This window comes from Nannocystis sp. RBIL2, from assembly GCF_026626745.1.
Lineage (GTDB): Bacteria > Myxococcota_A > Polyangia > Nannocystales > Nannocystaceae > Nannocystis.
In genome coordinates this window covers 2,075,955-2,101,639 of sequence record NZ_JAPNJW010000002.1, presented here as the reverse complement: position 1 = coordinate 2,101,639, position 25,685 = coordinate 2,075,955, and the positions used below count along the sequence as shown (strand labels likewise).

Below are 25,685 nucleotides of genomic sequence, written 5' to 3'. Positions count from 1 at the left end.
GGTCACCGGTCTGTCGGCTGGGCGCCTGTTGTATCGTGACGGGCGTGCGAGAGTCCGATCCCCTCGTCGGCGCGGTGCTCGGCGACAAACTGCCCGTGCGGATCGTCCGCCGTCTGGGCGAGGGGGGCATGGGGACGGTCTATCTGGCCGAGAGCACCGAGGCCCGGCTGCCTTACGCGGTGAAGGTGCTGCAGCCGCGCCTGTGCCGCTCGGAGCCGGCGCTGCGGCGGTTCTTCCGCGAGGCCCTGGCTGCCTCGAGCATCCGTCATCCGGGCGTGATCAGCGTCGTCGACGCCGGTCACCTGCATGATGGGACAGGTTACTACGTGATGGAATTCCTGGCCGGCGAGGACCTGTCGCTCACGCTGATGCGTGAGGGCCGTCTCGCGTGGCGGCGCGTCCGGCACGTGGCGCTGCAGATCTGCGACGCCATGGCGGTGGTCCACGCGCACGGGATCGTCCATCGCGACCTCAAGCCGGCGAATTGCTTCCGCACCATCCGCGGGACCGACGACGACGCCATCAAGATCCTCGACTTCGGCGTGGCCAAGATTGCGACCCAGAGCACGACGACGCTGACCGGCGACGGCGCGTTCCTCGGCACGGTCGCCTACATGGCCCCGGAGCTGCTGCGCGCCGGCGGGGCCCGCGAGGGCGACGCGCGCGGTGACGTGTGGGCGCTGGGCGTCATCCTCCACGAGTTGCTCGCGGGGACGCGGCCGTTCGGCGGTGAGGACGTGTTCCAGTTGATGGCGGAGATCCAGAGCGAGCCGCCGTCGCCGCTGGTTGCGAAAAACCACGCCCCCGACTGGCCGGACGCCCTCGAGACGGTGCTGGCGCGCGCGCTGGCGAAGGATCCGCGGTCGCGGTTCGCCGACATGCGGGCGTTCGCGGAGGCGCTGCAGGAGCTCCCGGACGGCCGCCCGCTGCCGCGGGTCGAGCGGGCGCGCGAGGTCGTCGATCCGCTGGCGGCCACCGCGGCGGCGGACGGGCAGGCGTCGACCTCCGGGTCGCCCGAGGTGCCGCAGCTCGACGCGCTGCAGCAAGTCCGTCAGCGGGCCACGTTCTACGTCAAGCCGTCCAGTCGCTGGCGGCCCGAGGCGTTCGCGCTGCCCGGGTCCGCCACGCTGATCGTGCTGCGCACCGATCTGCGGTTCGAAGAGGTCGACGCGATCGTGTGCGGCATCACCAGCGACGGACCGGTGCATGGCACGCTGGCGCGCAGCCTGTGCGAGTTCGGCGGGCCCGAGGTCGCGGCCGCCGTGATGGAGTTGCCGCAGGGTCCGCTCGGCTCCGTCCAGGTCGTCGCGGGAGGGCGGCTCCCGGCCGCGCGGGTGTTCTTCGTCCACCTCCCGCAGGAATTCGCCGGCTCGGCCGGCTCCGAGCAACTGCTCGCGCGGGTGGCCACGGCGTGCCTCGAACAGGCGCGGTGCTCGGGGGTGCAGTCGCTCACCGTGCCGCTGCTGCTGTCGGGTGCGTTCGGGATGCCGCGGCGGACCTGCCTCCTGGCGCTCGTGGCCGGCTTCGAGGCGGCGCTGGCGACGATGACGCCGTACACGCTGGGGATGCTGCGGGTGGCGATCGACGACGGCGGCAGGCTGCTGGCCCGTCACGGCGAGCTGATCGTGGAGCTGCCGGAGGGGGTGGCGGAGCTGGAGCGAGTGCAGCGGTTCGTGCTCGGCCGTCACGCGTCGACGGGCGCGCTGATGGAGGCGATCTGGTCGGCGATTCCTGCCCGTGTGCGTCCGCCGTTCGCCGCCTATGGGTCGTCGTGGTCGCTGCGGCGCGCCGGAGACGAGCAGGCGCTCGAGGCCGCGCTCGTGACCGATCCGCAGCGCGGCCTGACGGCGCCCGCCGACGCGGGGCTGCGCCCCGGCGTGCGCTTGCGGCTGGGCTTGCACGCGCTGGAGGGGCCGGCGGCCGCACCCGACGCCTTGCGCTCGCGCTGCGCGGTGATCCACTGGACCGCGGCGACCGACGGCGAGCGGGGCGAAGTCGCGGTGCCGTGCTTCGGCTACGACAGCACGCAGGAGCTGCTCGACCACGTGTGGGCCTCGTTTCCGCCGCACCGGCGGCCGCTGCCGCGCACGTACGGCTCGGCGTGGCTGTTGCGCCGCCGCGGCGACTCGGAGGGCGTGCCGCTCGATCGCAGCGGCGCGACGCCGGTGGCGGCGGTCGGCTTCGTGCCCGGCAGCGAGTTCGAGGTGGTGCTGCTGAAGCCTGGGCGGTAGACGAAGGGACATGTGCGCATGGACATGTTCCATGCGCCATGGCCGAGAAGACATGGCCAAATGCACATGTCGGACGGTTCAGGCGGCGGTGAGCAGCTCGAAGTCGACGAGCATGCGCAGGAGGGCGGGGGAGACCTCGACGCCGAGGCCGCGCAGCTCGGCGAGGACGGCGCGGTGGGGCGGCCGTCGAAGCGCGGCAGGAGGTCGAGGAGGGCGGTCGGCAGCTCGAGGGCGTCGGTGTCGAGGTAGGTGACGACGCGGCTGCGCTCGTCGCCGCGGTGCGAGACGCGGATCGTGCCGAGCTGCAAGGAGTCGGGGATCGGCCCGGCGAGCGCGGCGCGGGCGGCCAGGAGGTCGCCGACCTGGGTCTCGATCGCGGGCCCGATCATGGCCTGTACTTCGGACCAGCCGAGCGCCTCGACGAGCTCGGCGCAGCGGCGGAAGAAGTCGCCCTCGCGGCCCGCCCACCAGCTCCACGCGGCCTCGCCGCCCTCGGCCGGCGGGGTCTCTTCAAAAAGGATCGTGCAGGCGCACCAGTGGCTGAGCTCGCGCTCGACGGCGGTGAGCAGCACCTCGAGCGCCTGCCAGAACCGCTGGCCGCGCGCGCCGCGGTCGTGCTTGCAGTACCAGGTGGCGCAGATGCCGTTGCGGTTGCGCCACACGCCGCACAGGCCGCCGGCCTCGGCGAGGTAGTAGGGGCAGAAGAGGGAGGGGTCGCGGCCGAACTGCTCGGCGGCGAGGATGTCGCGGTAGCGGTCGCGCTCGTCGTCGGTGGCGTCGAGCCCGTGCGGAGTGATGCTGTCGGGCTGCGCGACCATGCGCCGCAGCAGCCGCTCGCGCCCGGCGAGCGAGCCGGCCTTGAGCGCGCCGCCGACCAGGAAGTTGGGCAGGGCCGGCACGTAGGTGCAGCACTTGGTGGCGTCGGCGAACCGATAGCCCTCGGGCACGTGGCTCTGACACTGCACGCAGTCGCTGCAGGTCGCGGCCTGTTCTTCGGGTAATGGCCCTCCGAGCAGGTCGGAGATCCAGCGGCCGTACAGCGGCGGGAGCATCGGCGGCGAGTCGGGGTCGACGCTAGCACGCGGGCGGGGGCGAGGGCGCTCTGCCACCACCGGCCGACCCTTGCGCGCGGGCCCGCCGTGCAGCTAGCTTCGCGCCATGGGTGGGGTGCAGGGAGGGCCGCGACCGGCGGCGAAGAAGGTGTTCGACGTCGATGCGATCCGGCGGGTGCCCGGCGGGATCGCCTCGCACCACGCGACGCTGCTGGTGCTGGGCCCGCAGACGCCCAGCCCGGCCGCCGACGCGCCGCGCTGAGGCTCACGCGGTCGGCGCGGGTTGCTCGAGATGCCCCGGTCGCGGCGCCGGGAGGCGTGCTCTACTCGCGCCGCATGACGGCCGACCTCGCGGCGATCCCGGGCGTGTTCGATCACCACCACACGGTCGCGGCCGACGAGATCGACGAGCTCGACCACGTCAACAACCTCCACTACCTGGCGTGGACGCAGACCGCCGCGAAGGCGCACTCGATCGCGGTCGGCTGGCCGTTCGCGCGCTACCGCGAGCTCGGGGCGACGTGGGTGGTGCGTTCGCACGCGATCGAGTACCTCTGCCCGGCCCGCCTCGGCGACGCCGTGGTCGTCCGCACGTGGGTGGCGGAGATGGGGAAGATCCTCTCGCTGCGCCGCTACGAGATCGTGCGACCCGCCGATGCAGTGGTGCTGGCGACCGCCGAGACCCGCTGGGTGTTCGTCAAGCTCGCCGGGCAGTCGCTGACGCGCGTGCCCGCGGAGTTGCAGGCGGCGTTCCCGGTGGTCGCGCGCTGACGCGGGCGAGGTGTAAAACCGGTGGCGATGACGAACGCTCCCGCGTCCCCGCCGCCACCGACGGTCGCCGTGCTCGGCGCCGGCAGTTGGGGCACCGCGCTGGCCCTCCACTGCGCCCGCCGCGGGCTGCCCGTCCGGCTGTGGACCCGCAGCGTCGAACACTTCGAGGCGATGGCGGCGGGCCGCGTCAACGCCCGTTACCTGGCCGAGTTCCCGTTCCCCGACAACCTCGCGGTCGAGCACGACCTCGGCCGCGCGCTCGCGGGCGCCGGCTTCGTGATCCTCGCCATCCCCAGCCACGGCCTCAGGGCCACGCTCCAGCTGGTCCGCGCGGCGCTGGCCGAGCTCGGCGACGCGGCGCCGCCGTACTACCTGGTGGCCGCCAAGGGCGTCGAGATCGACAGCCTGCGGACCATGGCCGACGTGGTCCAAGAGACATTGCCCAAAGAACATGCGCAGCGGATGGCGGTGCTCGGCGGGCCGAGCTTCGCCGCCGAGGTCGCGCGCGGATTGCCGACGGCGGTGGTGATCGCCAGCGCCGACGCGGCGGCGGCCGCCGCGATCCAGCAGTGGATGCACGGCGACGGGCTGCGGGTCTACGCCACCGACGACGTCGTCGGCGTCGAGCTCGGCGGGGCGTTCAAGAACGTGATCGCCCTGGCCGCCGGCGTGTGCGACGGCGCCGGCCTGGGCCAGAACGCGCGCGCGGCCCTGATCACGCGCGGGCTGGCGGAGATCGGTCGCCTGTGCATCGCCCTCGGCGCCGACCCCGTCACGCTGTCGGGGCTGGCCGGGCTCGGCGACCTCGTGCTCACCTGCACTGGCGGTCTGTCGCGCAATCGCAGGGTCGGGCTGGCGCTCGGGCAGGGTCGGGCGCTGCAGGAGATCCTCGACGAGATGGGGATGGTCGCCGAGGGCGTCAACAACACGCTCAGCGCTCATCGCCTGGCCCAGCGCGAGCAAGTCGAGATGCCGATCACCCAGATCATGCACGCGATCCTCTACGAGGGCATGAGCGTGCGCCGGGCCGTGGCGGCGCTGATGCAGCGCGACCTGAAGCCCGAACGGGACTGACGCGGTTTCCTGGGCCCCGATGACGCCGCCGACAGGTGGGCACTCGCCTACCAATGGGCGTGCGCGATCCCGGTTGCGGCCGAGGCGCAGGTGCAGGTCCCCGTCGCGCGAGCCGCCGGCCTCGGGCGCGCGCCGCCGGGGATTTCGCCCGCAAGGCCGCGACTTTATCGCCGAGGCCGCGGCCGCCGGGCGCTGCGGGCCGCCGGGGCTTGGCGACAGATCGCAGATCCGTTAATCTGGGGCCGCCTTGAGCAACATTGAGCCAACGCCCTTCGGCGACAAATATGTGCTGGTCGAGCACATCGCTACCGGCGGCATGGCCGAGATCTATCGCGCCACGTACTCCGGCATCGAGGGCTTCGCCAAGGAGCTGGTGATCAAGCGGTTGCGCGAGGAGTTCGCCGAGCGGCCGAACGTCGTGCGCATGTTCCTCGACGAGGCCCGCGTCGCCGCCACGCTCACGCACCAGAACGTGGTGCACACCTACGATCTCGGCGAGATCGGCGGCGAGTACTTCATCGCCATGGAGCTCCTGAAGGGTCAGGAGCTGGTGGCGGTGCTGCGCAAGTCGGCCAAGACCGGGCTGCACCTGCCGCTGCAGATCTCGCTCGGCATCATCATGCAGGCGCTCGAGGGGCTCTACTACGTCCATTCGAGGGCCGACGATCGCGGGCGCCTGCTCGGGCTGTGCCACCGCGACATCAACCCGACCAACATCCACGTCGGCTACGACGGCACCTGCAAGATCGTCGACTTCGGCATCGCGGCCACGCGCGCGAGCGTGCAGGGCGGCGGCGAGGGCCAGTTCGCCGGCAAGCTGGCCTACATGGCCCCGGAGCAGGTGCTCGGCCACCCGATCGACGCGCGCGCCGACATCTTCGCGCTCGGCGTGGTGCTCTACGAGATGTGCCTCAGCCGGCGACTGTTCCGCGGCGCCGCCGAGGAGGTCGCGGAGCGCATCGTCGAGGGCGACATCCCGGCGCCGACGTTCGTCGACTCCGAGTTCCCGCCGGCGCTCGAGGCGATCATCATGAAGGCGCTCGAGGTCGACCCGGCCGAGCGCTACCAGAACTGCGACCACATGTTCCGTGACCTCGAGCGGTTCACGGAAGAGGCCGGCATCCGCAGCACGCCGCGCATCCTCTCGAACTACATGTCCGAGATGTTCGGCGAGGGCGCGCCGGCCGAGGTCAACTACGACGACCTCTACGACGACCTCGCCGACGAGGCCCTCGACTTCGACCAGTTCGACCGCCTCGACTCGCAGCCCGAGAAGGACGACGCGCCCGACTGGGCCAAGCCGGCGCAGTCCGACACGCGCAGCAAGAAGTCGATGACGATCGGCAACCTCGACGCGGTGCTCGCCGAGGCCCAGCGGCTGCAACAGGTGCAGCAGCAGGCGCAGGCGCAGGCGCAGGCGCAGGCGCAGCAGAAGCCGGCGACCGGCTCGGCGCCGACGACCCGCAGCCAGCGCGCGGCGTCCGAGGCGGCGGCGGTGGCCGGCGCTCGTCGGGCCCGCAAGAACCAGTCGGCCCGCCACAAGACGCTGCCGCCGAGCGCCGCGCAGAGCATGGGCTCCGGCCCGCGCCGGCCGCCGACCGGCGCCAACCGTTCGCTGGCCTCGGGCCGCGCGCCGTCGGCCAAGCCGAACCCGACGACGTCGACGGCGTCGGTGCCGGTGGTGGTGGTCGACCCGGGCGCGACGAGCACCAGCTTCGGTCACGGCATCATGGCCGAGCAGACCAAGCAGGGCAGCGCGGCCATCACGTGGATCCTCGTGCTGTTCGGGCTCGGCGGGCTCGGCTACGTCGCGTACACGATGTTCTCGATGAAGTAGCGCGCAGCGGCCGAAGGCCAGAGACAGCAGCGACACCACAAGAAGCGGGCGACGGGCGAGACGAGAAAGCCGATGCACAGCGTCGAGGTCCAAGGCAATCACACCTGGGGTAAGTTCTCCGCCTTCCGCGTGCTCGGCGATCACGAGCCGATGCCCGGGTTCCGTCTGGTGATGCAGTTCGCGCCGCGCCCCGAGGGCGTGGCCCGCCTGCTGGAGATGCGCGCCCGCGCCAACGACCCCCTCGACTCGGAGCTCGCCCGCCTCACGGTGCGCGCCGGCATCGGCCTGCTGCAGTCGCACAACGTGTCGTTCGCCTACGCCAGCGCCGAAGAGGTGGTGGCCCTGGTCCGCGCCGACGCGGTGTCGCGCATGGGCAGCTCGCTGGCGGTCTACGAGCAGCTGCTGTCGATGTACTCGGCCCGCCTGGCGGTGCTGCTCGGCGAGGAGCTGGTGGTCCACGGGCACATCTTCGAGTTCCCCGACATCGGCATCGCCCGCCGCGCCTTCGTGTCGGCGCAAGAGTGGCTCGAGGAGGCGACGCCGCTCCGCTCGTCCCGCCGCCTCGGCCTGCAGATGCGCGGCCTCGGCCAGCCGTTCCACCCGTCCAGCCTCGAGACCGTCGAGGCCCAGGCCAGCCTGCTCCGCTCGGCCGGCATCGACCTCGAGACGCTGCCCCACTGGTGGTGGCGCGGCGTCGCGGCCCGCTTCCGCGCCGACGGCGGGGTCGAGCTCTACGACGATGTCCCCCACGGCGCCGACTTCGCCGCGCTCGTCTCCGACGTGTGATCGGCGGGGCCCGGGCATGTCCGAGAGGGCATGTCCGAGAGGGCATGTTCGCCGGGGCATGTCAGTCCGGGCATGTCCCTCGGGGCAGGTGGGCGGCCTCGGCCGTCGAGTAGGCGCGGAGCCGGTGTGTTCGAGTGTGTCGGCTCGGGCATGTCGTCTGGGACAGGTTCGCTGCTGGGTCCGCCGAGCGGGCACTTCGCCCGGCCGGCGCGTGGCGCGGGGCGCGAGGTCCGCGGGCGCGGCGTTCGCTCGGGGCATGCGGCCGCGGGTCGTTCGAGCCGCAGCCCGCGCGTCGCGGTGCTGCCCGCTGGCGAGCTCGTTCGGCCGAGGCATGGTTGAGCTCCAGGCGGCCGGCGCTGGCGCGATCGAGGCGGCGGGGCCGCTCGCCTGGAGGGGGCCGTAGATGCGCGGGATCTACATTCACGTGCCGTTCTGCGCCCGGGCCTGCCCGTACTGCGACTTCGACTTCCAGGTCGGGCGCGCGCCGGACACCGAGGGGTTCCTGGCGGGGCTCGAGCGCGAGGTGAGCGGGCGGGCAGCGGAGCTGGCGGATTGGACAGGTTCTGAAGGACATGGCGATGTGGACATGTCCGATGCGACATGGTCCACTGTGTACCTCGGCGGCGGGACGCCGAGCCTGCTCGGACCGACGGGCCTGGCGAGCCTCGGCGAGTGGCTGGCGCGGCGGTTTCCGGGGGCCGGGACGGCGGAGTTCACGATCGAGGTGAACCCCGAGCACGGTGACGAGGCCCTGTACGCGGCGGTGCGGGCGATCGGCGGCACGCGGGTGTCGCTCGGGACGCAGAGCACCGAGGCGGAGGGGCTGCACACTCTGGGGCGGGTCCACTCGCCGGCTCAGGCGCTGGCGTCGATCGCGGCGGCGGCGGCGGTGGGCCTGCGCGTCAGCGCGGACTTGATCGTCGGCTGGCCGGGGCAAACCGCCGCGGGGGTGCGCGCCGACGTCGCGCGCCTGACCGAGGCGGGGGCCGAGCACGTGTCGGTGTATGCGCTGACGATCGAGGCCGATACGCCGTGGCCCACGCTGGTTCGCCGGGGCAAGCGACGCCTGCCCGACAGCGACCACCAGGCCGACATGCTGGCCGCCGCCGAGGAGGCGCTGACGGGGGCGGGGCTGCAGCACTACGAGGTGGCCAGCTACGCGCGCGCCGGGGCGGAGGCGCGGCACAACCTGCTGTACTGGACGTGGCAGGACTACCTGGGGCTCGGCCCCTCGGCTCACTCTGCCCGCTACTTCGCCGACGGGTCGGTGCTGCGCCGGGGCAACGTGCGCGGGCTGCCGACGTGGGCGAAGGACCCGAGCACGCCGGCGGAGGCGGAGCGCCTGACGCCGGAGGCGGCCGCTATCGAGGGGCTGTGGACGGGCCTGCGCGACCTCCGGGGGCTCGACGTGGCGGCGTACCTGCGCCGCTTCCCGGCGGTGACGCGCGAGTGGATCGAGCACCGCACCCGCCGGCAAGTGGCGCGCGGCAACCTCGAGTGGAGCGAGGCGGGGCGGATCTTGCGGATCGCGCCCGGCCGCTGGTACTGGCACGACGCGGTCGCGGCCGACCTGCTGGCGTGAACTCCGGCGCGGACGGTCATGTTCGCAGCGCTATGCCGCGCGGCGGGACGAAGCTGCGGGCAAGGGCGGGCGGGGCTCAGGGGTCCAGGTGGTCGAAGGGACATGTTCGCAGAGTCAGACAGTGCGGCTTGCGAACGTGCGGGCAGGAGTGAGCGGGAGCTCAGGGCGAGGTGGTTGAATGGACATGTCTGAATAGCCAGACAGTGAGGCGGGCGAATGCGGGCTGAGTGAGCGGGTGCCAGGTGTGATGTGGTCGAACGGACATGTTCTCAGGGCCATGCGGTGAAGCGCCGGCAACTGCGGCAGGGGGGAGCGAGAACGCGGGGGCACTAGACGTTTTTGAAAGGACAGGTTCGAAGCGCCAGCCGTGTAGCGGACGGACGTGTGGGCATGGAGCCGCGAGATGGTCGAAGGACGTGTTCGCAGGGCCAAGATGTGCGCCCTTCCGGCGTCACTCGGGGGCGGGCGGGTCGAAGCGCATCGACAGCGAGATGGCGTCGCGGCCGCCCTGTTCGGGCGGGGGCAGGGTGGTGGCGAGCAGCGACTCGCGCACGCACTCGAGCAGGGCCGGCTCGTCGATCTCGTTGCCCTTGCCGGGCTCGAAGGTGTTGACGACGCCGCCGATGTCCTCGTCGCCGAGGATCTCGAGGTCGAGCACGAGCATGCCGGCGAGATCGGGGTGCTCCTCGCGGACGAGCGCGTGACACTCGTCGACCAGCGGCATGAGGTCGCGGCTCAGCACGCCGGTGAGGTAGCCGTGGTTGCCGGTGCGATCGAGGATGGCGTCGGCGGGGGTGTCGTCGGCCGGCTGAGCGCGTGCCTTGCCGCCGCGCTTGGAGTCGGGATCGCCGGGCTCGGCGTCCGGCCGCGCGGCGACGGCAGCTTCGCGCGCGGCCATGGCGTCGACGATCTGTCGCTGCATGGTCGCGCGCCGGGCCGCGCCGTCGCGCAGGCGACGGGCTCGTTCGGGCTCGGCGTCGTCGAGCCGGGTCCGCCGCTCGGCTGCCTCGGCGATCGGTCGGGCGGGGGACGACGCCGCGATCGCTGCCTCGGCCGCGGGCGGGGCCGACCGCGTCGACCACCACGCGCCGAGAGCGACGAGCACGAGCAGGACGAACGCGAGCGACTTCCGCATCGCCAGGGAGCGTAGAGCCGGGGTGGGCCGATCTGACAGGACGGCGCGAGTAGCGAGGGCGTGCCAGCGATCGTGTAAGCGGGACTGTGGTGGTTTCTCGAAAGGGTGCTCGGCGCGCGGGCCCAGCGTCACGCTGAAGCCCCGCGGCGGTCGCTTGGAGGATCCGGCCTACCGCGGAGCGTCGCCAGGGACGACGTGCCGACGAGCTCTCGGGTGGCCGGCAAAGCCATCGGTCGCGCGTCACGGAGCACGCCCGGCTCCGCGATCGGAGTGCCGGCGAGCACGGCGTCGCGAGCGTCGTTTTTCTGCCCGCTCGTGATTCGCCGCGAGGCCTCGTCACCCCCTTTATTAAAATTTCGCGTCGGGGGCGGGCGTGTGGGCGCACGCTGGAGAGGCGGGGCGGGGCGGCGGCGCCTGATATAGGTGGCTGCGATGCGATGGTCTTCGCTGGTCGTGGTCGCGCTGGTGAGCTGTGCCGACGAGGAGCTCGGGGTGGTGTACGCCGGGGAGCGCATGCCGGTGATCGACATGCACCTGCACCCGGGCGACTGGGACAGCATTCCGCCGGAGACCCAGGAGTTCCTGAGCTCGCGGTTCCCGTTCCCGATCGATCTGCGGCCCGACAAGGCGGCGGGGGGCGTGCTCTCGCCGGCCGGGATCCTCGACGAGATGGACCGGGCGGGGGTGAGCGTGGGGACGCTGCTGGCCATCTACGCGCCGCGGACCGTCGGCATCGCGGCCAACGAGGACGTGATCGCCGATGTCGCTCACGATCCGCGGCGCTTCTACGGGCTGGCGAGCCTGCGCGTCGATCGCTGGAACGAGGACGGGGCCGAGCAGCTGGCGGCGCTGCGCGCGGCGTTGATGGCTCCGGGGATGGTCGGGATCAAGCTGGCGCACGCGCACCAGCAGTTCCGCATGGATGATCCGCGCTTCTTCGGGATCTACGCGCTGGCGGCGGAGCTGAAGAAGCCGGTGTACCTGCACACCGGGACGAGCCCGTTCCCTGGCACGGCGCAGGAGCCGGCGTACACCGACCCGGCGTACCTCGAGCCGGCGATCGCGGCCCACCCCGGGGCGATCTTCATCCTCGGCCACCTCGGCTACGACTTCGAGGACCGGCGGCCCGGGGCGCTGGCGACCTGCATCGATCTGGCGAGGCGCTTCGACAACGTGTACCTCGAGCCGTCGGCGCTCGGCAGCAAGGGCTCCGACCCGACCGGCGAGAACCTCCGGCAGGCGATGGCCGACATGCGCGCGGCCGGGCTGACGGACCGCATCATCTACGGCAGCGACGGGCCGCAGAGCCCGGGGTTCGTCGCCGAGTACCTGGAGCGCACGGTCGCGGCGATGGCCGCCGCCGACTACTCGGCCGCGGAGGCGCGCGCGGTGCTGGCCGGCAACTTCGCGCGCGTGTTCGCGGTCCCGGAGCCCGAGCTGTGAGCGGCATCGGCTGTCTTTTGAGGCATGTCCGAGGGGACATGGCGTGGCGGCCCCCGCCTGGCGCCGACAGAGCGCCGCGGGCGGCCCGCGGCGGTGCGGGGCGGACTCCGCCGTGTTCCGTACGACGGGGCTCCCGGCGCGCCGGATACTCGAGGACATGTCGAGAAGAGCATGTCTTTTGTACCATGTTCACCGCGACATGCCCTTATGAGCATGTCTCGCGGGTCATGGCGACGGAGGCGATGGCATGATGTGGCTCGGCCAGGCCGGTGCGCGGCGGAATCCGCCGTGCCCCGTACGGCGGGCCGCCCGGCGCGCTGGACGTTCGAGGACATGGCGAGACGCGCATGGCTTATGTGCCATGTCATTCACGACATGCCCTTTTGAGCATGTCTCGCGGGGCATGGCGATGGAGGCGACGACATGATCGGGCTGGGGCTGTGTGCGCTGCTGACGGCGACGAGCGGGCTGCCGGGCGCGGAGACGACGCCCGCGGCCGAGCGGGCGGTGCGGCCGGTCCGCTTCGCCGAGGCGGCGGTGTTCGACGTGGTGGGCGGCGGCTCGCACGCGCGGACGTGGGCTGCGGCGGTGTCCGGCGGCTACCCGTGGCTCGGCGCGCGCGGGCAGGTGGGCGTGGGACCGCGGGCGCTGACGGTCGGGGCGGACCTCGAGATGGCGCGCTTCCGCCGGTTTCGCCCGGCGGCCGTGCTGGCGCTGCGGTGGGTCGATCGCAAGCGGCTGCGCGTGACCGGCGAGCTGCTGCTCGGCTGGCTGATCCAGACCGGCGAGCTGGCGCGCCGCGGGCCGAACGCGGAGCTGCGGATCCGCATGGCCTTTCCGACCGGTCGGGTGGCGCCGTACGTGATGCTGGGGACGTCGCACACGCTGCTGACCGACCGCACGACGGTGATCACGGCGGCGGGGACGTCGCGCGACCTGTCGTTCCGCCACGAGTGGCTGCCGCGGGCGACGATCGGGCTGGCGGTGGCGATCACGCGCGAGGTCGGGCTCGAGCTCGGGGTCGACCTCGCGTGGTACGACGCGCCGAGCAAGACTCCGTCGATCCCGGGCTTTCACCTGGGGCTGGCCTTCGGAGGAGGAGCGCGATGAGCGGGCGACGATGGTTGGCGCTGGCGGTGCTGGCCGGCTGCATCAACGAGGACGTGCGCCTCTACGAGGTGGCGCTGACCGGCGAGGTGGTGGCGCCGGGTGCGAGCGAGGGGCGGGTGATGCTCGAGCTGCACCACGCGTCGCGCGGGGCGGGCGAGCTGGCGACGCCGCTCGGGCGGTTCGACGCGCTGGAGCTCGAGCGCCCGGGGGCCGTCGCGTGGGAGACGCTGGTGCCGATCGACGACGGCGAGGGGCTCGTGCTGTACGCCTGGCTCGACGTCGACGGTGACGGGCTCCTGTGCGGCCTCGATGCGGCGCCCGAGCCTGCCGGGCTCGTCGAGCTGACGGAGTTTCCGGCGCACACGCTGACGTTCTCGCTGACGCTGGCGGCGCCGTGTGCGAGCCCGTCGGCGCTGTATCCGCCGTGAGCGCGGCGTCGCGGAGGTTGCGACCCGGGGCGAGCGCGGCGCTCCTGATCGCCGAGGTACCGGTCGCATCGCGACGGGCTGGCCCAACCTCGACGATCCAGGTTCCGTGCGCGATGCGACCGGTACCTCGGCGGGATGTCCTCGGCGGGATCAGGCATCAGATGTCCGAAAGGACATGCGCTGGAGCCGATGTCGCTTGCGGACGCGGGCCCGCGGCTGCGGCGGATCGCTCGAAAAGATGTCCGGAGGGACATGCTCCGAGGCGCCTGTCCTCGCGGGGCTGCCGTCGGGTGCCTTGTGGATAGGGGTGAACGATGCTGCTGCGGGCGGACCTGGGAAACGAGATGTCGGGCGGACACGCTGGCTCTCGCGGGCACGGGACGCGGCGGCCGCGTCGCCATGGGGTCAGGGACGTGGCCGAACCGGGTGCCCCTCGCGGGCGCGGGGCGCGGGATGACGGGTCGCGGAAATGAGATGTGCGGAGGGACATGCTCCGTGGGGCATGTCCCTCCGAACATGGAGGAGCCCGGCCCACGGGGGCTCCGCGGACCGGGCGAGTCCGGCCGGGCATGGCTTGTTTTAGAAGGACATGCCCGTTCGGGCAGGTGCTAGCCGAGGTCGAACACCAGGACCTCGCCGCCGCTGGTGCCCTCGACGGTGACGGCGGGCTCGTTCGACAGGGCGAGGGCGTCGCCGGCCTTTAGGTCGCGGCCGTTGACGCGGGCGGTGCCCCTGGCGACGTGGACCCAGGCGTGGCGGCCGGACGCGAGCGGGTGTTCGGCGCGCTGACCGGCGGCGAACACCCCGGCGTAGACGTGGGCGTCGGTGTGGATCGTGACGCTGTCGTCGCGGCCGTCCGGGCTGGCGACCAGGCGCAGGCGGCCGTCCTTCTCTTCCGTACCGAAGCTGCGCTGCTGATAGCCGGGCTTGAGGCCGCGGCGCTCGGGGAGCAGCCAGATCTGCAGGAAGTGGACGGGGTCGGTGGGCGAGGCGTTGAACTCGCTGTGCGTGACGCCGGTGCCCGCGCTCATCACCTGCACGTCGCCGGGCCGGATGACCGAGCCGGTGCCCATCGAGTCGCGGTGCTCGAGGCCGCCGTCGAGCACGTAGGAGAGGATCTCCATGTCGCGGTGCGGGTGCGTGCCGAAGCCACGGCCGGGCTGGACGCGGTCCTCGTTGATGACCCGGAGGTTGCGGAAGCCCATGTGCGCCGGGTCGTAATAGTCGGCGAACGAGAAGGTGTGGTGTGAGTCGAGCCAGCCGTGGTCGGCGTGGCCGCGGGAGTCGGCGGGGCGTTGGGTGATCATGACGGGTCCCATCATGACCTGGGTTTTTATGCTGTAAATCGCTGAAGATGTGATGCCATCCATCAGTTCGTGCGATACTTCGCGGATGATCGGCGAGGTGACGCTCGACCAACTACGGGTGCTGACGGCGGTCGCGGAGGCCGGGAGCTTCTCGGCGGCGGCCAAACGGCTGCGTCGGGTGCAGTCGGCGGTGAGCCAGGCGATCGCCAACCTCGAGCGCCAGCTCGACGTGGCGGTGTTCGACCGCTCGACGCGGGTGCCGACGCTGACCGAGCCGGGCAAGGCGATCCTGGCGGCCGCACGCCGGGTGGCCGGCGAGGTCGACGCGCTGCGCGGGCTGGCGGCCGGGATCGGTCGCGGGCTCGAGCCGTCGGTGTCGCTGTGCGTCGACGCGTTGTTCCCGCTGGCGGTGCTGGTGGCGCTGTGCCGCGAGTTCGCGGCGACGTTCCCGACGGTGGCGTTGCGCGTCGACACCGAGACGATGTCGGCAGTGTCGGCGCGGGTGCTGGCGGGGGCGGCCACTCTCGGGGTGGCGGCGCCGATCGCCGTGGCGCCGGGGCTCGAGCGCCGGCCGCTGGCGCCGATCCGGATGATCGCGGTGGTGGCCGCCGAGCACCCGCTGGCGCAGATCGAGGGCCCGATCGACAGCGCGCGCCTCGGCGAGCACGTGCAGGTGGTGCTGTCGGAGCGCGGGGCGACGGGGGTGCCCGACCAGGCGGTGCTGTCGCCGCGGACTTGGCGAGTGGCCGACCTGCACACGAAGCAGGCGCTGCTGCGCGCGGGCCTCGGGTGGGGCAACTTGCCGGCGGCGCTGGCGGAGGACGATCTGGCGGCCGGCCGGCTGGTGGCGATCCGGCCGGCCGCGTGGGCGGAGGACGAACACACGCTGCACCTGTCGGCGATCCACCGCGCAGACACGATCCTGGGGCCGGCGCACCGGTGGATCGTGGAGCGGCTGACGACGCTGTGCGCGGGGCCGAGTGAGCCGCCGGGCATGAGGAGTGAGGCGGACGAGGCGAGCATGCGTGCGCGCGTGTCACGGGTGGAGGAGGCGGGCGCGCGCAGGAGACGGGCGGCAGGTGGGGCAGAGGCTGCGGGCGAGTCGTGGAGGGCAGGCCGGGCAAGCTCGGGCGTGAATCGATCACGGGCGACGGGCCGGGCCGAAGCCGCGCGCGAGGGCGAGAACGAGGCCCGCGGGGAGGTGGCAGGGAAGAGGCCGAACGAGGCGCGGGCGGAGGCGGCAGGGAAGAGTTCGAGCAAGTCGCGGGCGGAGGCGGCGGGGAAGGGGTCGAACAAGTCGCGGGCGCAGGCGGCAGGGAAGAGTTCGAGGGTGAGCACGGGCGCGCGGGGCGGGTCGCGGGGCGCGGGGCCGTCGCGTGGGGGCAGGGCGAGGTCGGGGAAATCGGAGAAGTGACGCAGGCCCTGGCGCGGTCTTGCGGGCGCGCGCGCGAGCCCGCTGGCGTCCGGCCACGAGACGAGGTAAATGCGGATCGAGTGGAGCTGAGCCCCAGACGCCAGCGGATCCTGTTCGCAGTGTGCCGCGAGTACATCGTCACCGGGCGCGCGGTGGCGTCGGGGGCGCTGGTCCAGACCCACGGGCTCGAGTGGTCGCCGGCGACGATCCGCAACGAGCTGGTGGCGCTCGAAGAGGCCGGCTATGTGGCGCAGCCGCACCAGTCGGCCGGGCGCCTGCCGACGCCGCTGGGGATGCGCCTGTACGTGCGCTCGCTGGTGCGGCCGCCGCCGCTGCGCGCGGAGCTGCGGCGGGCGGTCGACGTGTCGCTGTCGGAGCCGGTGCACGGGCCCGAGAGCATGCGCGTGGCGGCGCAGGTGCTGAGCGAGGTGGCGAGCTGCGTGGCGGTCACGTTCGTCAGCGAGGACCGCGGCGGCAAGGTGTCGCAGGTCGACCTGGTGCCGGTGCAGGGCTGCCGGGCGATGGTGGCGCTGACTCTGGCGGGGATGCACACGCGGCTGCACCCGGTGACGATCGACGCCCGCTTCGCCGAGACCGGAGGCATGCTGCGGCTGCAGGAGCGGCTGCGCGGGCTGTGCGTCGGCAAGACGCTGGCCGAGGCGCGGGCCGAGCTGTCGCGGCTGTGGGCCGAACACGAGGCGCGGCTCGACCGCCTGCTGGCCGAGAGCCTGCGGATCGGCCTGTGGCTGTGCACGGCGGCGGCGCTCGATCCGTTGTGGGTGCAGATCGCCGGGCAACGCCTGCTGGCGGGCCAGAGCGACCAAACCCTGGCGCAGGTGCTGGCGCTGTTCGACGACTACCACGGGCTCGCCGAACTGCTGTGTCAGCTGCTGCCCGAACACTCGCTCGAGAAGGCCCGCGCCGAGGTCCACGTGGCCGCGGAGCTGCGCCCGGCGCTGGCCGGCGTGGGCCCGACGGGGCCGTGCGTGCTGTCGGGGATGAGCCTCATCGGCTGCCGCGTGCAGCCGGCCGAGGACGGCCGCACGGCCGCGGTGGCGCTGCTGGGCTCGGACCGCATGGACTACGAGGCGGCGATCCCTCTGGTAGAATACGCCGCGCAAGCGCTGGCGGCGCGCACCAGCGAGTGATCCCTCACTGGCGGTTCGCTCTCCGCGAATACGAGGTCGCGATTCGGGCTTGTCTCGCGCGCCCGCCGGCCTTAAAGCGGGAGCCGCATGAGCCAGGATCCACAGGAAGAGAAGGCGGACGGCGCGGGTGAGAACGGCAACGGCGCGGTGGAGGCCGAGCTGGTCATCACCGCGGAGGAGCGGGCCGAGCTGGCCGAGGCCGAGAAGGCCGAACTCAAGGACAAGTGGCTGCGCGCGCTCGCCGAGCTCGAGAACTACAAGAAGCGGACGCGCCGCGAGATCGACGACAACGTGTTTCGGGCCCAGCAGAACCTGCTGAACGCGTTCCTGCCGACGGTCGACAACCTCGGGCGGGCGCTCGAGCTGGCGCGCGGCAACGAGCAGCTCCACAAGGGCATCCAGATGGTCGTCAACGACTTCATGAGCGCCCTGGGCCGCTTCGGCGTCGAGCCGGTGCCGAGCGTGGGCCACCCGTTCGACCCGGCGATCCACGAGGCGCTGCAGCAGATCGACACGCCCGACTTCCCGCCCGGCGTGGTCGCGCGCGAGTGGGAGAAGGGCTTCCGCCAGGGCGACCGCCTGCTCCGTCCGGCTCGCGTGGTCATCGCCGGCCCCGGCTCGACCGGCGGCAAGGGCGAGGGCCAGGCGTCGTAACGACCGATGGCCGGTCCGCGACCGAGCCCGATCCTCGGCATCGACCTCGGCACCACCAACTCGTGCGCCGCGGTGATGGACGGCGGCGAGGTCCGCGTGCTGGTCAACGCCGAGGGCAGTCGCACCACCCCGAGCGTGGTGGCGTTCGCCGGCCAGGAGATCCTGGTCGGCACGCTGGCTCAGCGCCAGGCGGCGGTCAGTCCGGCCACCACGATTTATGCGGCGAAGCGCCTGATCGGCCGCAGCTACGCGGCGGTCGCCGGGCTGCGCGCGCGGCTGACTTACGACCTGGTGCCCGGCGAGCACGGCGACGCGTGGATCGAGGTCGCAGGCCGCACGATCGCGCCGGCCGAGGTCGGCGCGCACGTGCTGGCGTCGCTGCGCGACGCGGCCGAGGCGGCGATCGGGCAGCCGGTGACGCGGGCGGTCATCACTGTGCCGGCCTACTTCGACGACGCGCAGCGGCAGGCGACCCGCGACGCGGGCACGATCGCGGGGCTGCGGGTCGAGCGGATCGTCAACGAGCCGACGGCGGCGGCCCTGGCCTACGGGCTGGCTGACCGAAAGGACAGGCCGCCGAAGATCGTGGCGGTCTACGACCTCGGCGGCGGGACGTTCGACCTGTCGCTGCTCGAGCTGCGCAGCGGCGTGTTCGAGGTGCTGGCGACCGCCGGCGACACGCTGCTCGGCGGCGAAGACTTCGACGCGGCGCTGGTCGACCACCTGGCCGAGGGCTTCCAGCGCGAGCACGGGATCGACCTCCGCCGCGACCGCGCGGCGCTGGTGAAGCTGCAGGAAGCGGCGCAGCGGGCCAAGCACGAGCTGTCGTGGTCGCTGGCGACGGACATCCAGGTGCCGTTCGTGGCCGCGGCCGGCGGCAAACCGTTGCACCTGCAGGCGAGCCTGTCGCGGCTCGAGCTCGAGCGCCTGGTGCGGCCGCTGATCCAGCGCACTCTCGAACCGTGCCGCCGCGCGCTGGCCGACGCGAAGCTGCGCGCGCGCGACGTCGACGAGGTGATCCTGGTCGGCGGGCAGACGCGCATGCCGCGGGTGATCGAGGCGGTGGCGGAGTTCTTCGGCCGCGCGCCCAACACGTCGCCGAACCCGGACGAGGTGGTGGCCGTGGGCGCGGCGATCCAGGGCGCGGTGCTGGCGGGCGAGGTCGAGGAGGTGCTGCTGCTCGACGTGGTGCCGCTCGACATCGGCGTCGAGACGCAGGGCGGGGTGTTCACGCCGCTGATCCCGCGCAACACGACGGTGCCGACCCGCCGCTCGGAGGTGTTCGGGACGACGATCGACGGTCAGACGGCGGTCGACGTGCACGTACAACAGGGGCTGCGCGAGATGGCGGCCGACAATCAAACTCTGGCCCGCCTGCGGCTGTCGGGGATCGCCGAGGCGCCGCGCGGGACGCCGCAGATCAAGGTGCAGTTCGAGGTCGACGCCGACGGGATCTTGCACGTCTCGGCGCGTGAGCTCGGGGCCGGGGCGGAGGTGGCGACGACGGTGCAGCCGGCGGCCGGGCTGACCCGGGCGCAGGTCGAGCAGCTGGCCCGCGAGGCGGCCGCGGCCCGCCAGGCCGACGCGGTCCGCAAGGACGCGGCGCTGCTGCGAAATCGCGCGGAGGCGCTGGCCTACGCGTGCGAGCGCGCTGCCGAGGGGCTGCCCGGGCTGCAGGGGCCGCAGCGCGCGGCTCTGCGGGCCGAGGTGGCGACGCTGCGCGAATTGCTCGCCGCGGCGGCGCCGGCGACGGCGATCGAGGCGGCCCTCTTGACCCTCGAGCGCTCCTCGCAGCAGATCTACGCGGCGCTGCTCGGCGGCGAATCCACCGGGAGCTCCTGACCTCGGGACCGAAGACCTTCATGGCGCAGCACCAAGACCACTACGCCGTGCTCGGCGTGGCCGCCGACGCCACGCTCGACGAGATCAAGCGCAACTATCGCCGCCTGGCGCTGGCCAGCCATCCGGACCGCCACCCCGGCGACGTCGAGGCGGAGGAGCGCTTCCGGGCCATCAGCACGGCGTATGCGGTGCTGAGCGACCCTGCCCAAAGGGCCAGGTACGACGCGCAGCGCCACCTGCCGGTCGGGCTGTTCGATCAACCGGTGACGATGCAGACGGCGCGCGACCTGCTGGCGGCGGTGGTCGGCGACGTGTTCGGCCGCCAGCGCCGCGAGCGTCGCCGCGGCCGCGACGTGCGCTACACGCTGACGGTCGACCTGGCCGAGGCGGCGCTCGGGTCGGAGCATGAGATCCAGTTCGAGGCGCTGGGGCCGTGCGCGACGTGCTCCGGCACGGGCTCGAAGCCGGGCGGGCGGGCGCCGACGGGCTGCCCGCTGTGCGGCGGTCGCGGCGAGGTCAAGGGCGAGGGCTTCCTGGCCCGCCACACCACTTGCGGCCGCTGCTCGGGCACGGGGATGGTCCAGCTCGATCCGTGCGAGACGTGCCGCGGCCGCGGGGCGCGTCGCGAGGCGCGGACGTTCAAGGTGCGCCTGCCGGCCGGGACCGAGGGCGGGGCCGAGAAGGTGATCGCCAACCACGGCGAGCCGGGGCAGTTCGGCGGCGGGCCCGGCAACCTGCGCGTGACCGTCAGCGTGCGCCCGCACGCGTGGCTGCGCCGCGAGGGCCAGGACATCCACTGCGAGCTGTTCGTCAGCCCGCTCGAGGCGGCGCGCGGCGGCAAGGTGCCGGTGCCGACGCTGACCGGGTCGGCGCTGCTCGAGCTTCCGCCCGGGGTGGCCACCGGCGGCAAGCTGCGTTTGCGCGGCAAGGGCGTGCCGTCGGAGGGCGGTCGCCCGGGCGACCAACTGGTGACGGTGGTGGTCGAGACTGCCAACCTGTCCGCAGGGACAGGCGCGGTCGGGGCCGCGCTCGAGGGGCTCGAGCGCGCGTTGCAGGCCGAGCCGCAGGCGCTGCCGAAGCGCGCGGCCCAGCGCGGGCTGAAGTGAGCGCCGTGTAGGGGGTGTCTGAAGGAGCATGTCCGGAGGGGCATGCTCTTGCGGGCATGGTCCTGTGGACATGTCTTGATCGGCATGTCCTCGAGGACATGATACCTGGCTCGCCTTGCGTGCGACGCGGGCGCCTGGCGGAGCGCGGACCCGAGCCGGTCGGTCGTGCTCGGGCCCGAGCACGCGCGCAGGCGCAGCGAGTGCCCGTGATGCGGAGCCGCCGGCGTCTTCGCCCGCGCGAGCGGGGACTGGGCGACGAATCGCGCTCCGCCGGAGTCATGGGCTCTGGTGCGCGCGAGCGGCGGTCCGCGGTACGCTGGGCGCACGATGCCCATGGCCGACGCGTCGCCCGACTTGTTGGACCCGGCAGCGCTGGAGCGCGCCGCCGCCGAAGGCGAGCTCGCGGCGCTCGTCGCCCGCTGGACCGCGCAGACTGCCGGAGACGAGCTCCGGAGGGTGGTGCTGGCGGCGCTGCGCCTCGACCTGGCGCTGGTCGTGCGCGAGCCGGCGCTGCTGTTCCAGTGCGTGTACAACCGCGTGTACTGGCACGCGAGCGCCGAGGCGGCGGCGTTCTACGGCGAGGGAGCCGACGCCGGGGCGCCGCTGCGAGCGTGGGCGGAGCGCTGGCGGGCTCTGCGAGGCGGGCGCGGGCCGTGGGCGCGCTCGCTGCGGCCGCCGGAGTTCCCGCTGCTCGGGCCGCTGCGCGAGGAGTACCGCGGGGTGCCGGATGGCGCGGGGGCGCCGGCGCTCTCCCGCGACGGCCGGATCGTGGGCTGCTGGGGGCCGACTGCGATCGCGTGGGAGCGGGCGACCGGCTGCGCGCTGGCGCCGGACCTGGCCGCGCAGCAGCTCGACGACGGCAGGCCCGAGCTCGAGGCGCGGGGCGACGCGTGGGGCCGGGCGCAGGTCGACGACCGGCGGAGCGGCGCGTCGCTGGTCGACGTGAAGGTCGACGGCGATTCGAAGTTCGACTGCGCGATCGGCCTGGCCGACAGGACAGCCGTGTTCGTGGCCGGGTGGTGCCAGGACTACGACGGGGTGCTCGCCCGCATCGATCTGGCCGGCGCGAAGGTCCGCTGGAGGGTGCAGATCGGCGGGCAGATCCACGCGCTGGCGTGTGACCGCGCGGGGGCGCTGGTGGCGGCCAGCGACGGGGCGGCGATCCACCTGCTCGATGGGACATCCGGGGCGACGCTGGTGAGCGCGCCGCTGACGGCGCACGCGCTGGCGCTGTCGGCCGACGGGTCGACGCTGGTGACCCGCCACGAGGACGTGCTGCGGGTGTGGGACGTCGCGGCGCTGCGGCGCGGGCGACCGACGCGGCTCCGCGGGACGCACGAGGGGTGGATCGACGCGGCGTTCTCACCGGGCGGGCAGCGGCTGATCACGGGGACGCTGCTGTGCGACGGTCGCGACGGGCGGCTGATCGCCCGGCTCGACCTCGACGGCCCGGGTTACCTCGAGGGCGGACCGCCGAGGCACGGGCGCAGGCTGGCCGACGACCGCTTCGTCGAGATGGCGCCGCGCGGGCTGGCGGTGTGGGACGCGATCGAGGGGAAGCGCGAGCGCGTCGACTGGGACCGGCATTACGTTCACACCCAGGAGGTCGTCCTGTCGCCCGACGCTCGCTGGTACGTCCACGGCCGCCTCAGGGGCTGGTGGCCGATCGAGATGCAGCTCTGCGCGGTCGACGACGGCAGCGTGCGCGCCGAGCTGGGGAAGGTCGAGCCGCGCTGCGTCGCGTTCGCGCCGGACAGCGGGCGCTTGCTGGTGGCGGCGGGCGGAACGGTGACGCTGTGGCAGGTGTCGACCGGGACGCGCGAGGCGACGCTGCTGCAGCACCCGGCCGCGGTGACCGGGGTGGCAGTGGCGCGCGACGGCAGCTGCGCGGTGACGGGGGCGCGCGACGGGGTGCTGCGCGTGTGGTCGCTGGCGAGCGGCGAGCTCCGCGGGGCTCGCCCGCTGACCGCCGACGATCCGGTGGAGCGCTCGTGGTCGGTGGACGGCGAGGATACGGGGGGATGGCGCGCGACGCCGGAGGCGCTGGCGCGGCTCGAGGGCTGGCTCGGGTGGTCGCACGCGCCCCACGGCTCGACGCTGCGCCGACGCGAGGGGCTGACGGACATCGTAGCGAGCGGGCGCGTGCGGGTGCGGGTGCCGGCGCAGGAGGGGCTGGTGCCGGCGCCGGGCGGGACGCGCTGGGCCTCTCGCGTCGATCACTTCGCGATCGAGGACGAGCCAGCGACGACGCCCGAGGGGCGCCCGAAATCAGATGTCCCGAGAGACAGATGAGCGGCGTGGCCTGATAGTGACTCTCGGACATATCCTGAGCGACAGGTAAATGATCCGGCATCGGGATGGCTCTCGGGACATGATGTCCCGAGAGACATGTGAACGGACCCGCTGAGGTCAGGGCTGCGCGGGCGGGGTGAGCGGGAAGCCGAGGTCGTCGCGGAAGAACCGCTCCCACTCGGGGAACACGCGCTTGTAGGCCTTCATCTGCTGCCGGTGGCGGCGCTCGGCGGTGGGGCCGGAGGCGGGCGGCTCGAAGTCGGGCCAGACCAGGATGTCGCCGCACTCGAAGCAGACGTTGACGCTGCCGACGGGCGTGTCACCGGCGTACAGGACGACTGCGTGACGCGGGAAGGCGCACTTCGAGACCTCGAGGGTGCCGCGGGTAGCGACGACCCGCTCGACTGCGCGTCCGGCCTGGTCCGCCGAGATCGGCGTGCGCTCGACGATCTTGGGGCTCCAGCCGGCTGTCGCGTCGTAGACCCGCAGCGGGATGCCGGGACCGTAGGCGACTTGATTGAAAGTGAAGGCCTCGGCGCGATCCCAGGCGACGAACGGCCAGGTCTTGCTGGGCCCCAGCGGGGTGGACGGTTTGTCTGCGGTGGGGGGCGGCTCAGCAGCGGGCTCGGGCTGCGCGGAGGCGGCTGCGGGCGGAGCGGGCGGGGGCTCGGCCTCCGACGCGGGCGTGGCGGCAGGGTCGGGTGCGGGGGCGGGCTCGGCCGTGGGCGCTTGCGGAGCTTCGCGCGGGGTGCAGGCGAACAAGAGGATCGCGGCGGCGACGAGCGGAGCGCGAGGTCGCAAGCCCGACTGCGGGTGAGCGATCGTCATGGCCGCTCCCGGGCGCGGCGACGTCGACTTGTGAACGCGACGATCGTCAGGAGCGCGAGGGCCGACGAGCCGGCGTCGGCGTCGGTGCTGCAGCTGCCGCAGCCGCCCTTGCCGCCGCCGGTGTCGTCGCCGGTGCCGCTGGCGGTGCCGGCGTCGGTGGTGGCAGTGCCGCTCGAGGTCGGTCCGGTGCTCGCGCTGCCGCCGGTCGTCGGCTCGACCATCGGCATGCAGAGCTTGATCGCCTGACAGGTCTCGTCAGCGCCGCAGGCCTCGCCGCCCTCGCACAGGGCAGACAGCGTAGGGGTCGGATCGGGCCCACCGTCACCGCCGCCGCACTCGACGGTGCCAATGCAGCCCTTGGTGTCCTGGCAGATGGCGCCGTCCGTGCATTCGGCGTCGGTGGTGCACTTGATCGGGCTGCAGAACGGGCCGCCGTGGCAGGTGTTGCCCTCGGCGCCCGCCGGGCAGACAGCCGGCGGCTCCTCGACGACGTCCGCTCGCGCCGGTGTGCCCTGCGACCACAGCCACATCGAGACGACGGCCCACCGCGCGCGCGAACGGCCCTGCTTGCGTTCCATCGCTCGACGGTATCATCCTGCGATCGGCGGCGACAACCGATCGCGTCGGCAGGGGCCCGCCGGCGCGGCGCTGCGCGTGCTTTGACGCGGCGCCGGGGTTTCTTCGACAATGACTGCGATGTCAAGTCCGCGACTCGCCTCGCTCGTGCTCCTGCTGGCCTCCGGGTGCTTCTCGCCGAGCGGGAGCGCGGCGACGGAGAGCGAGACGCAGACGACCGGGGCGCCGGGCTCGACGACTTCGACGAGCCCGGGCACGACGAGCACGAGCGAGCCGACGGCGCCGACCTCGACGACCGCCACCACGGAGGAGACGACGGAGCCGGTCGTGACGTCGACCTCGACGAGCACGGGCGAGCCCGACACGACGAGCCCGGCGACGACGGCGGTCGAGGGCTGCGGCGACAGCGTGCAGGGCCCCGGCGAGGAGTGCGACGACGGCAACATGGTGGAGGGCGACGGCTGCTCCAACGCGTGCAAGCTCGAGTACTGCGGCGACATGATCGTGCAGCCCAAGGAGGAGTGCGACGGCGGCGACGGCTGCGAGATGTGCGTCCGCACCTACTTCCGCGTGTTCGTCACCGCGAACCCGATCTCGCTGGTCGAGTTCAAAAATCTCGACTCGGCCGACATGATCTGCACTGCGCGAGCCCGCGGGGCGGGCCTGACGGGCCAGTACGTGGCGTGGCTGAGCAGCTCGGGTCAGACCGCGGCGGACCGCCTGGTCCACGGGACGCGGCCGTGGCAGCTGCTGAACGGCACGCCGATCGCCAAGAACTGGGACGAGCTGATCGACGGCGAACTCGCCGCGGCGATCGATGTCGACGAGTACGGCAACACCGTGCCGGTGCTGACCCCTATTTGCGGCGCGTGCCCGGTGTGGACGGCGACGACGATCACCGGGACGGCGCTGGCGAACAATTGCAACGGCTGGAGCGGGCAGCCGCTCGGGCCGGCGGCGGTCGGAGAGTGCTCGCTGGCCGACGCCCGCTGGACCGAGTCGTGCGAGGACCTGACGTGCGACGGGCTGGCGCGCCTGTACTGCTTCGAGCAGCCGAAAGCGCCGTGAG

Annotated in this window: 21 protein-coding genes; 17 read left to right on the top strand and 4 right to left on the bottom strand. The window is 73.1% G+C overall.

The features are described from left to right. The first annotated feature begins 44 nt into the window (after positions 1-44). The 7 genes from OV090_RS51120 to OV090_RS33395 all read left to right on the top strand — a co-directional run bounded on the left by OV090_RS51120 (position 45) and on the right by OV090_RS33395 (position 9,333). Entirely contained in the window at positions 45-2,231 is a 2,187-nt protein-coding gene (locus OV090_RS51120) for a serine/threonine-protein kinase (RefSeq protein WP_267708733.1), read from the top strand. Positions 2,232-3,389: 1,158 nt separating this feature from the next. Then, positions 3,390-3,545 carry a hypothetical protein gene (locus tag OV090_RS33420; protein WP_267708732.1) on the top strand — a complete coding sequence of 52 codons (156 nt, stop codon included), beginning with the start codon at positions 3,390-3,392 and terminating at the stop codon, positions 3,543-3,545. Between the two features lie 74 nt (positions 3,546-3,619). After that, on the top strand, positions 3,620-4,054 hold the full coding sequence (locus OV090_RS33415) for a thioesterase family protein (RefSeq protein ID WP_267708731.1): 435 nt from the start codon (positions 3,620-3,622) through the stop codon (positions 4,052-4,054). Between the two features lie 27 nt (positions 4,055-4,081). Continuing rightward, positions 4,082-5,128 carry an NAD(P)H-dependent glycerol-3-phosphate dehydrogenase gene (locus OV090_RS33410; RefSeq protein WP_267708730.1) on the top strand — a complete coding sequence of 349 codons (1,047 nt, stop codon included), beginning with the start codon at positions 4,082-4,084 and terminating at the stop codon, positions 5,126-5,128. 247 nt (positions 5,129-5,375) lie between these two features. After that, complete coding sequence (locus tag OV090_RS33405) at positions 5,376-6,965, top strand: serine/threonine-protein kinase (protein WP_267708729.1); 1,590 nt, start codon at positions 5,376-5,378, stop codon at positions 6,963-6,965. Between the two features lie 72 nt (positions 6,966-7,037). Then, positions 7,038-7,751 carry a hypothetical protein gene (locus OV090_RS33400; RefSeq protein WP_267708728.1) on the top strand — a complete coding sequence of 238 codons (714 nt, stop codon included), beginning with the start codon at positions 7,038-7,040 and terminating at the stop codon, positions 7,749-7,751. Positions 7,752-8,154: 403 nt separating this feature from the next. After that, the gene (locus OV090_RS33395) at positions 8,155-9,333 is read left to right on the top strand and encodes a coproporphyrinogen-III oxidase family protein (protein ID WP_267708727.1); all 1,179 of its coding nucleotides are present in this window, start codon (positions 8,155-8,157) and stop codon (positions 9,331-9,333) included. A gap of 451 nt (positions 9,334-9,784) precedes the next feature. On the opposite strand, the gene OV090_RS33390 is transcribed toward OV090_RS33395, so the two are convergent. Then, positions 9,785-10,468, bottom strand: coding sequence for a hypothetical protein (locus OV090_RS33390; RefSeq protein ID WP_267708726.1), 684 nt, complete (start codon positions 10,466-10,468; stop codon positions 9,785-9,787). A gap of 432 nt (positions 10,469-10,900) precedes the next feature. Here OV090_RS33390 and OV090_RS33385 point away from each other — a divergent pair, with 432 nt between their 5' ends. From OV090_RS33385 to OV090_RS33375, 3 genes are all read left to right on the top strand, one after another. Then, positions 10,901-11,911 carry an amidohydrolase family protein gene (locus tag OV090_RS33385; protein WP_267708725.1) on the top strand — a complete coding sequence of 337 codons (1,011 nt, stop codon included), beginning with the start codon at positions 10,901-10,903 and terminating at the stop codon, positions 11,909-11,911. 423 nt (positions 11,912-12,334) lie between these two features. Beyond that, positions 12,335-13,021 (top strand): hypothetical protein, encoded by a 687-nt coding sequence (locus tag OV090_RS33380; protein ID WP_267708724.1) that lies wholly within the window; start codon positions 12,335-12,337, stop codon positions 13,019-13,021. Next, positions 13,018-13,449, top strand: coding sequence for a hypothetical protein (locus tag OV090_RS33375; RefSeq protein WP_267708723.1), 432 nt, complete (start codon positions 13,018-13,020; stop codon positions 13,447-13,449). The genes OV090_RS33380 and OV090_RS33375 overlap by 4 nt, the downstream gene beginning before the upstream one ends. A 608-nt stretch (positions 13,450-14,057) precedes the next feature. On the opposite strand, the gene OV090_RS33370 is transcribed toward OV090_RS33375, so the two are convergent. Next, complete coding sequence (locus tag OV090_RS33370) at positions 14,058-14,756, bottom strand: pirin family protein (protein WP_267708722.1); 699 nt, start codon at positions 14,754-14,756, stop codon at positions 14,058-14,060. 85 nt (positions 14,757-14,841) lie between these two features. On the opposite strand from OV090_RS33370, the gene OV090_RS33365 reads away from it, so the two are divergent. The 6 genes from OV090_RS33365 to OV090_RS33340 all read left to right on the top strand — a co-directional run bounded on the left by OV090_RS33365 (position 14,842) and on the right by OV090_RS33340 (position 23,212). Then, on the top strand, positions 14,842-16,170 hold the full coding sequence (locus tag OV090_RS33365) for a LysR substrate-binding domain-containing protein (RefSeq protein WP_267708721.1): 1,329 nt from the start codon (positions 14,842-14,844) through the stop codon (positions 16,168-16,170). Between the two features lie 80 nt (positions 16,171-16,250). Next, positions 16,251-17,318, top strand: coding sequence for a hypothetical protein (locus OV090_RS33360; protein ID WP_267708720.1), 1,068 nt, complete (start codon positions 16,251-16,253; stop codon positions 17,316-17,318). Between the two features lie 87 nt (positions 17,319-17,405). Continuing rightward, on the top strand, positions 17,406-17,972 hold the full coding sequence (locus OV090_RS33355; protein WP_267708719.1) for a nucleotide exchange factor GrpE: 567 nt from the start codon (positions 17,406-17,408) through the stop codon (positions 17,970-17,972). Between the two features lie 6 nt (positions 17,973-17,978). Further along, on the top strand, positions 17,979-19,814 hold the full coding sequence (gene dnaK / locus OV090_RS33350; RefSeq protein ID WP_267708718.1) for a molecular chaperone DnaK: 1,836 nt from the start codon (positions 17,979-17,981) through the stop codon (positions 19,812-19,814). 20 nt (positions 19,815-19,834) lie between these two features. After that, a complete protein-coding gene (locus tag OV090_RS33345; protein ID WP_267708717.1) occupies positions 19,835-20,920 on the top strand; it encodes a J domain-containing protein in 1,086 nt (361 codons plus the stop codon). Between the two features lie 333 nt (positions 20,921-21,253). Then, positions 21,254-23,212, top strand: coding sequence for a hypothetical protein (locus tag OV090_RS33340; protein ID WP_267708716.1), 1,959 nt, complete (start codon positions 21,254-21,256; stop codon positions 23,210-23,212). Between the two features lie 117 nt (positions 23,213-23,329). On the opposite strand, the gene OV090_RS33335 is transcribed toward OV090_RS33340, so the two are convergent. Both OV090_RS33335 and OV090_RS33330 read right to left on the bottom strand, forming a co-directional pair. Then, positions 23,330-24,040, bottom strand: coding sequence for a hypothetical protein (locus tag OV090_RS33335; protein ID WP_267708715.1), 711 nt, complete (start codon positions 24,038-24,040; stop codon positions 23,330-23,332). After that, on the bottom strand, positions 24,037-24,618 hold the full coding sequence (locus tag OV090_RS33330; RefSeq protein ID WP_267708714.1) for an MYXO-CTERM sorting domain-containing protein: 582 nt from the start codon (positions 24,616-24,618) through the stop codon (positions 24,037-24,039). The genes OV090_RS33335 and OV090_RS33330 overlap by 4 nt, the downstream gene beginning before the upstream one ends. A 118-nt stretch (positions 24,619-24,736) precedes the next feature. Here OV090_RS33330 and OV090_RS33325 point away from each other — a divergent pair, with 118 nt between their 5' ends. Further along, positions 24,737-25,684 carry a DUF4215 domain-containing protein gene (locus OV090_RS33325; RefSeq protein WP_267708713.1) on the top strand — a complete coding sequence of 316 codons (948 nt, stop codon included), beginning with the start codon at positions 24,737-24,739 and terminating at the stop codon, positions 25,682-25,684. The last annotated feature ends 1 nt before the right edge of the window (position 25,685 follow it).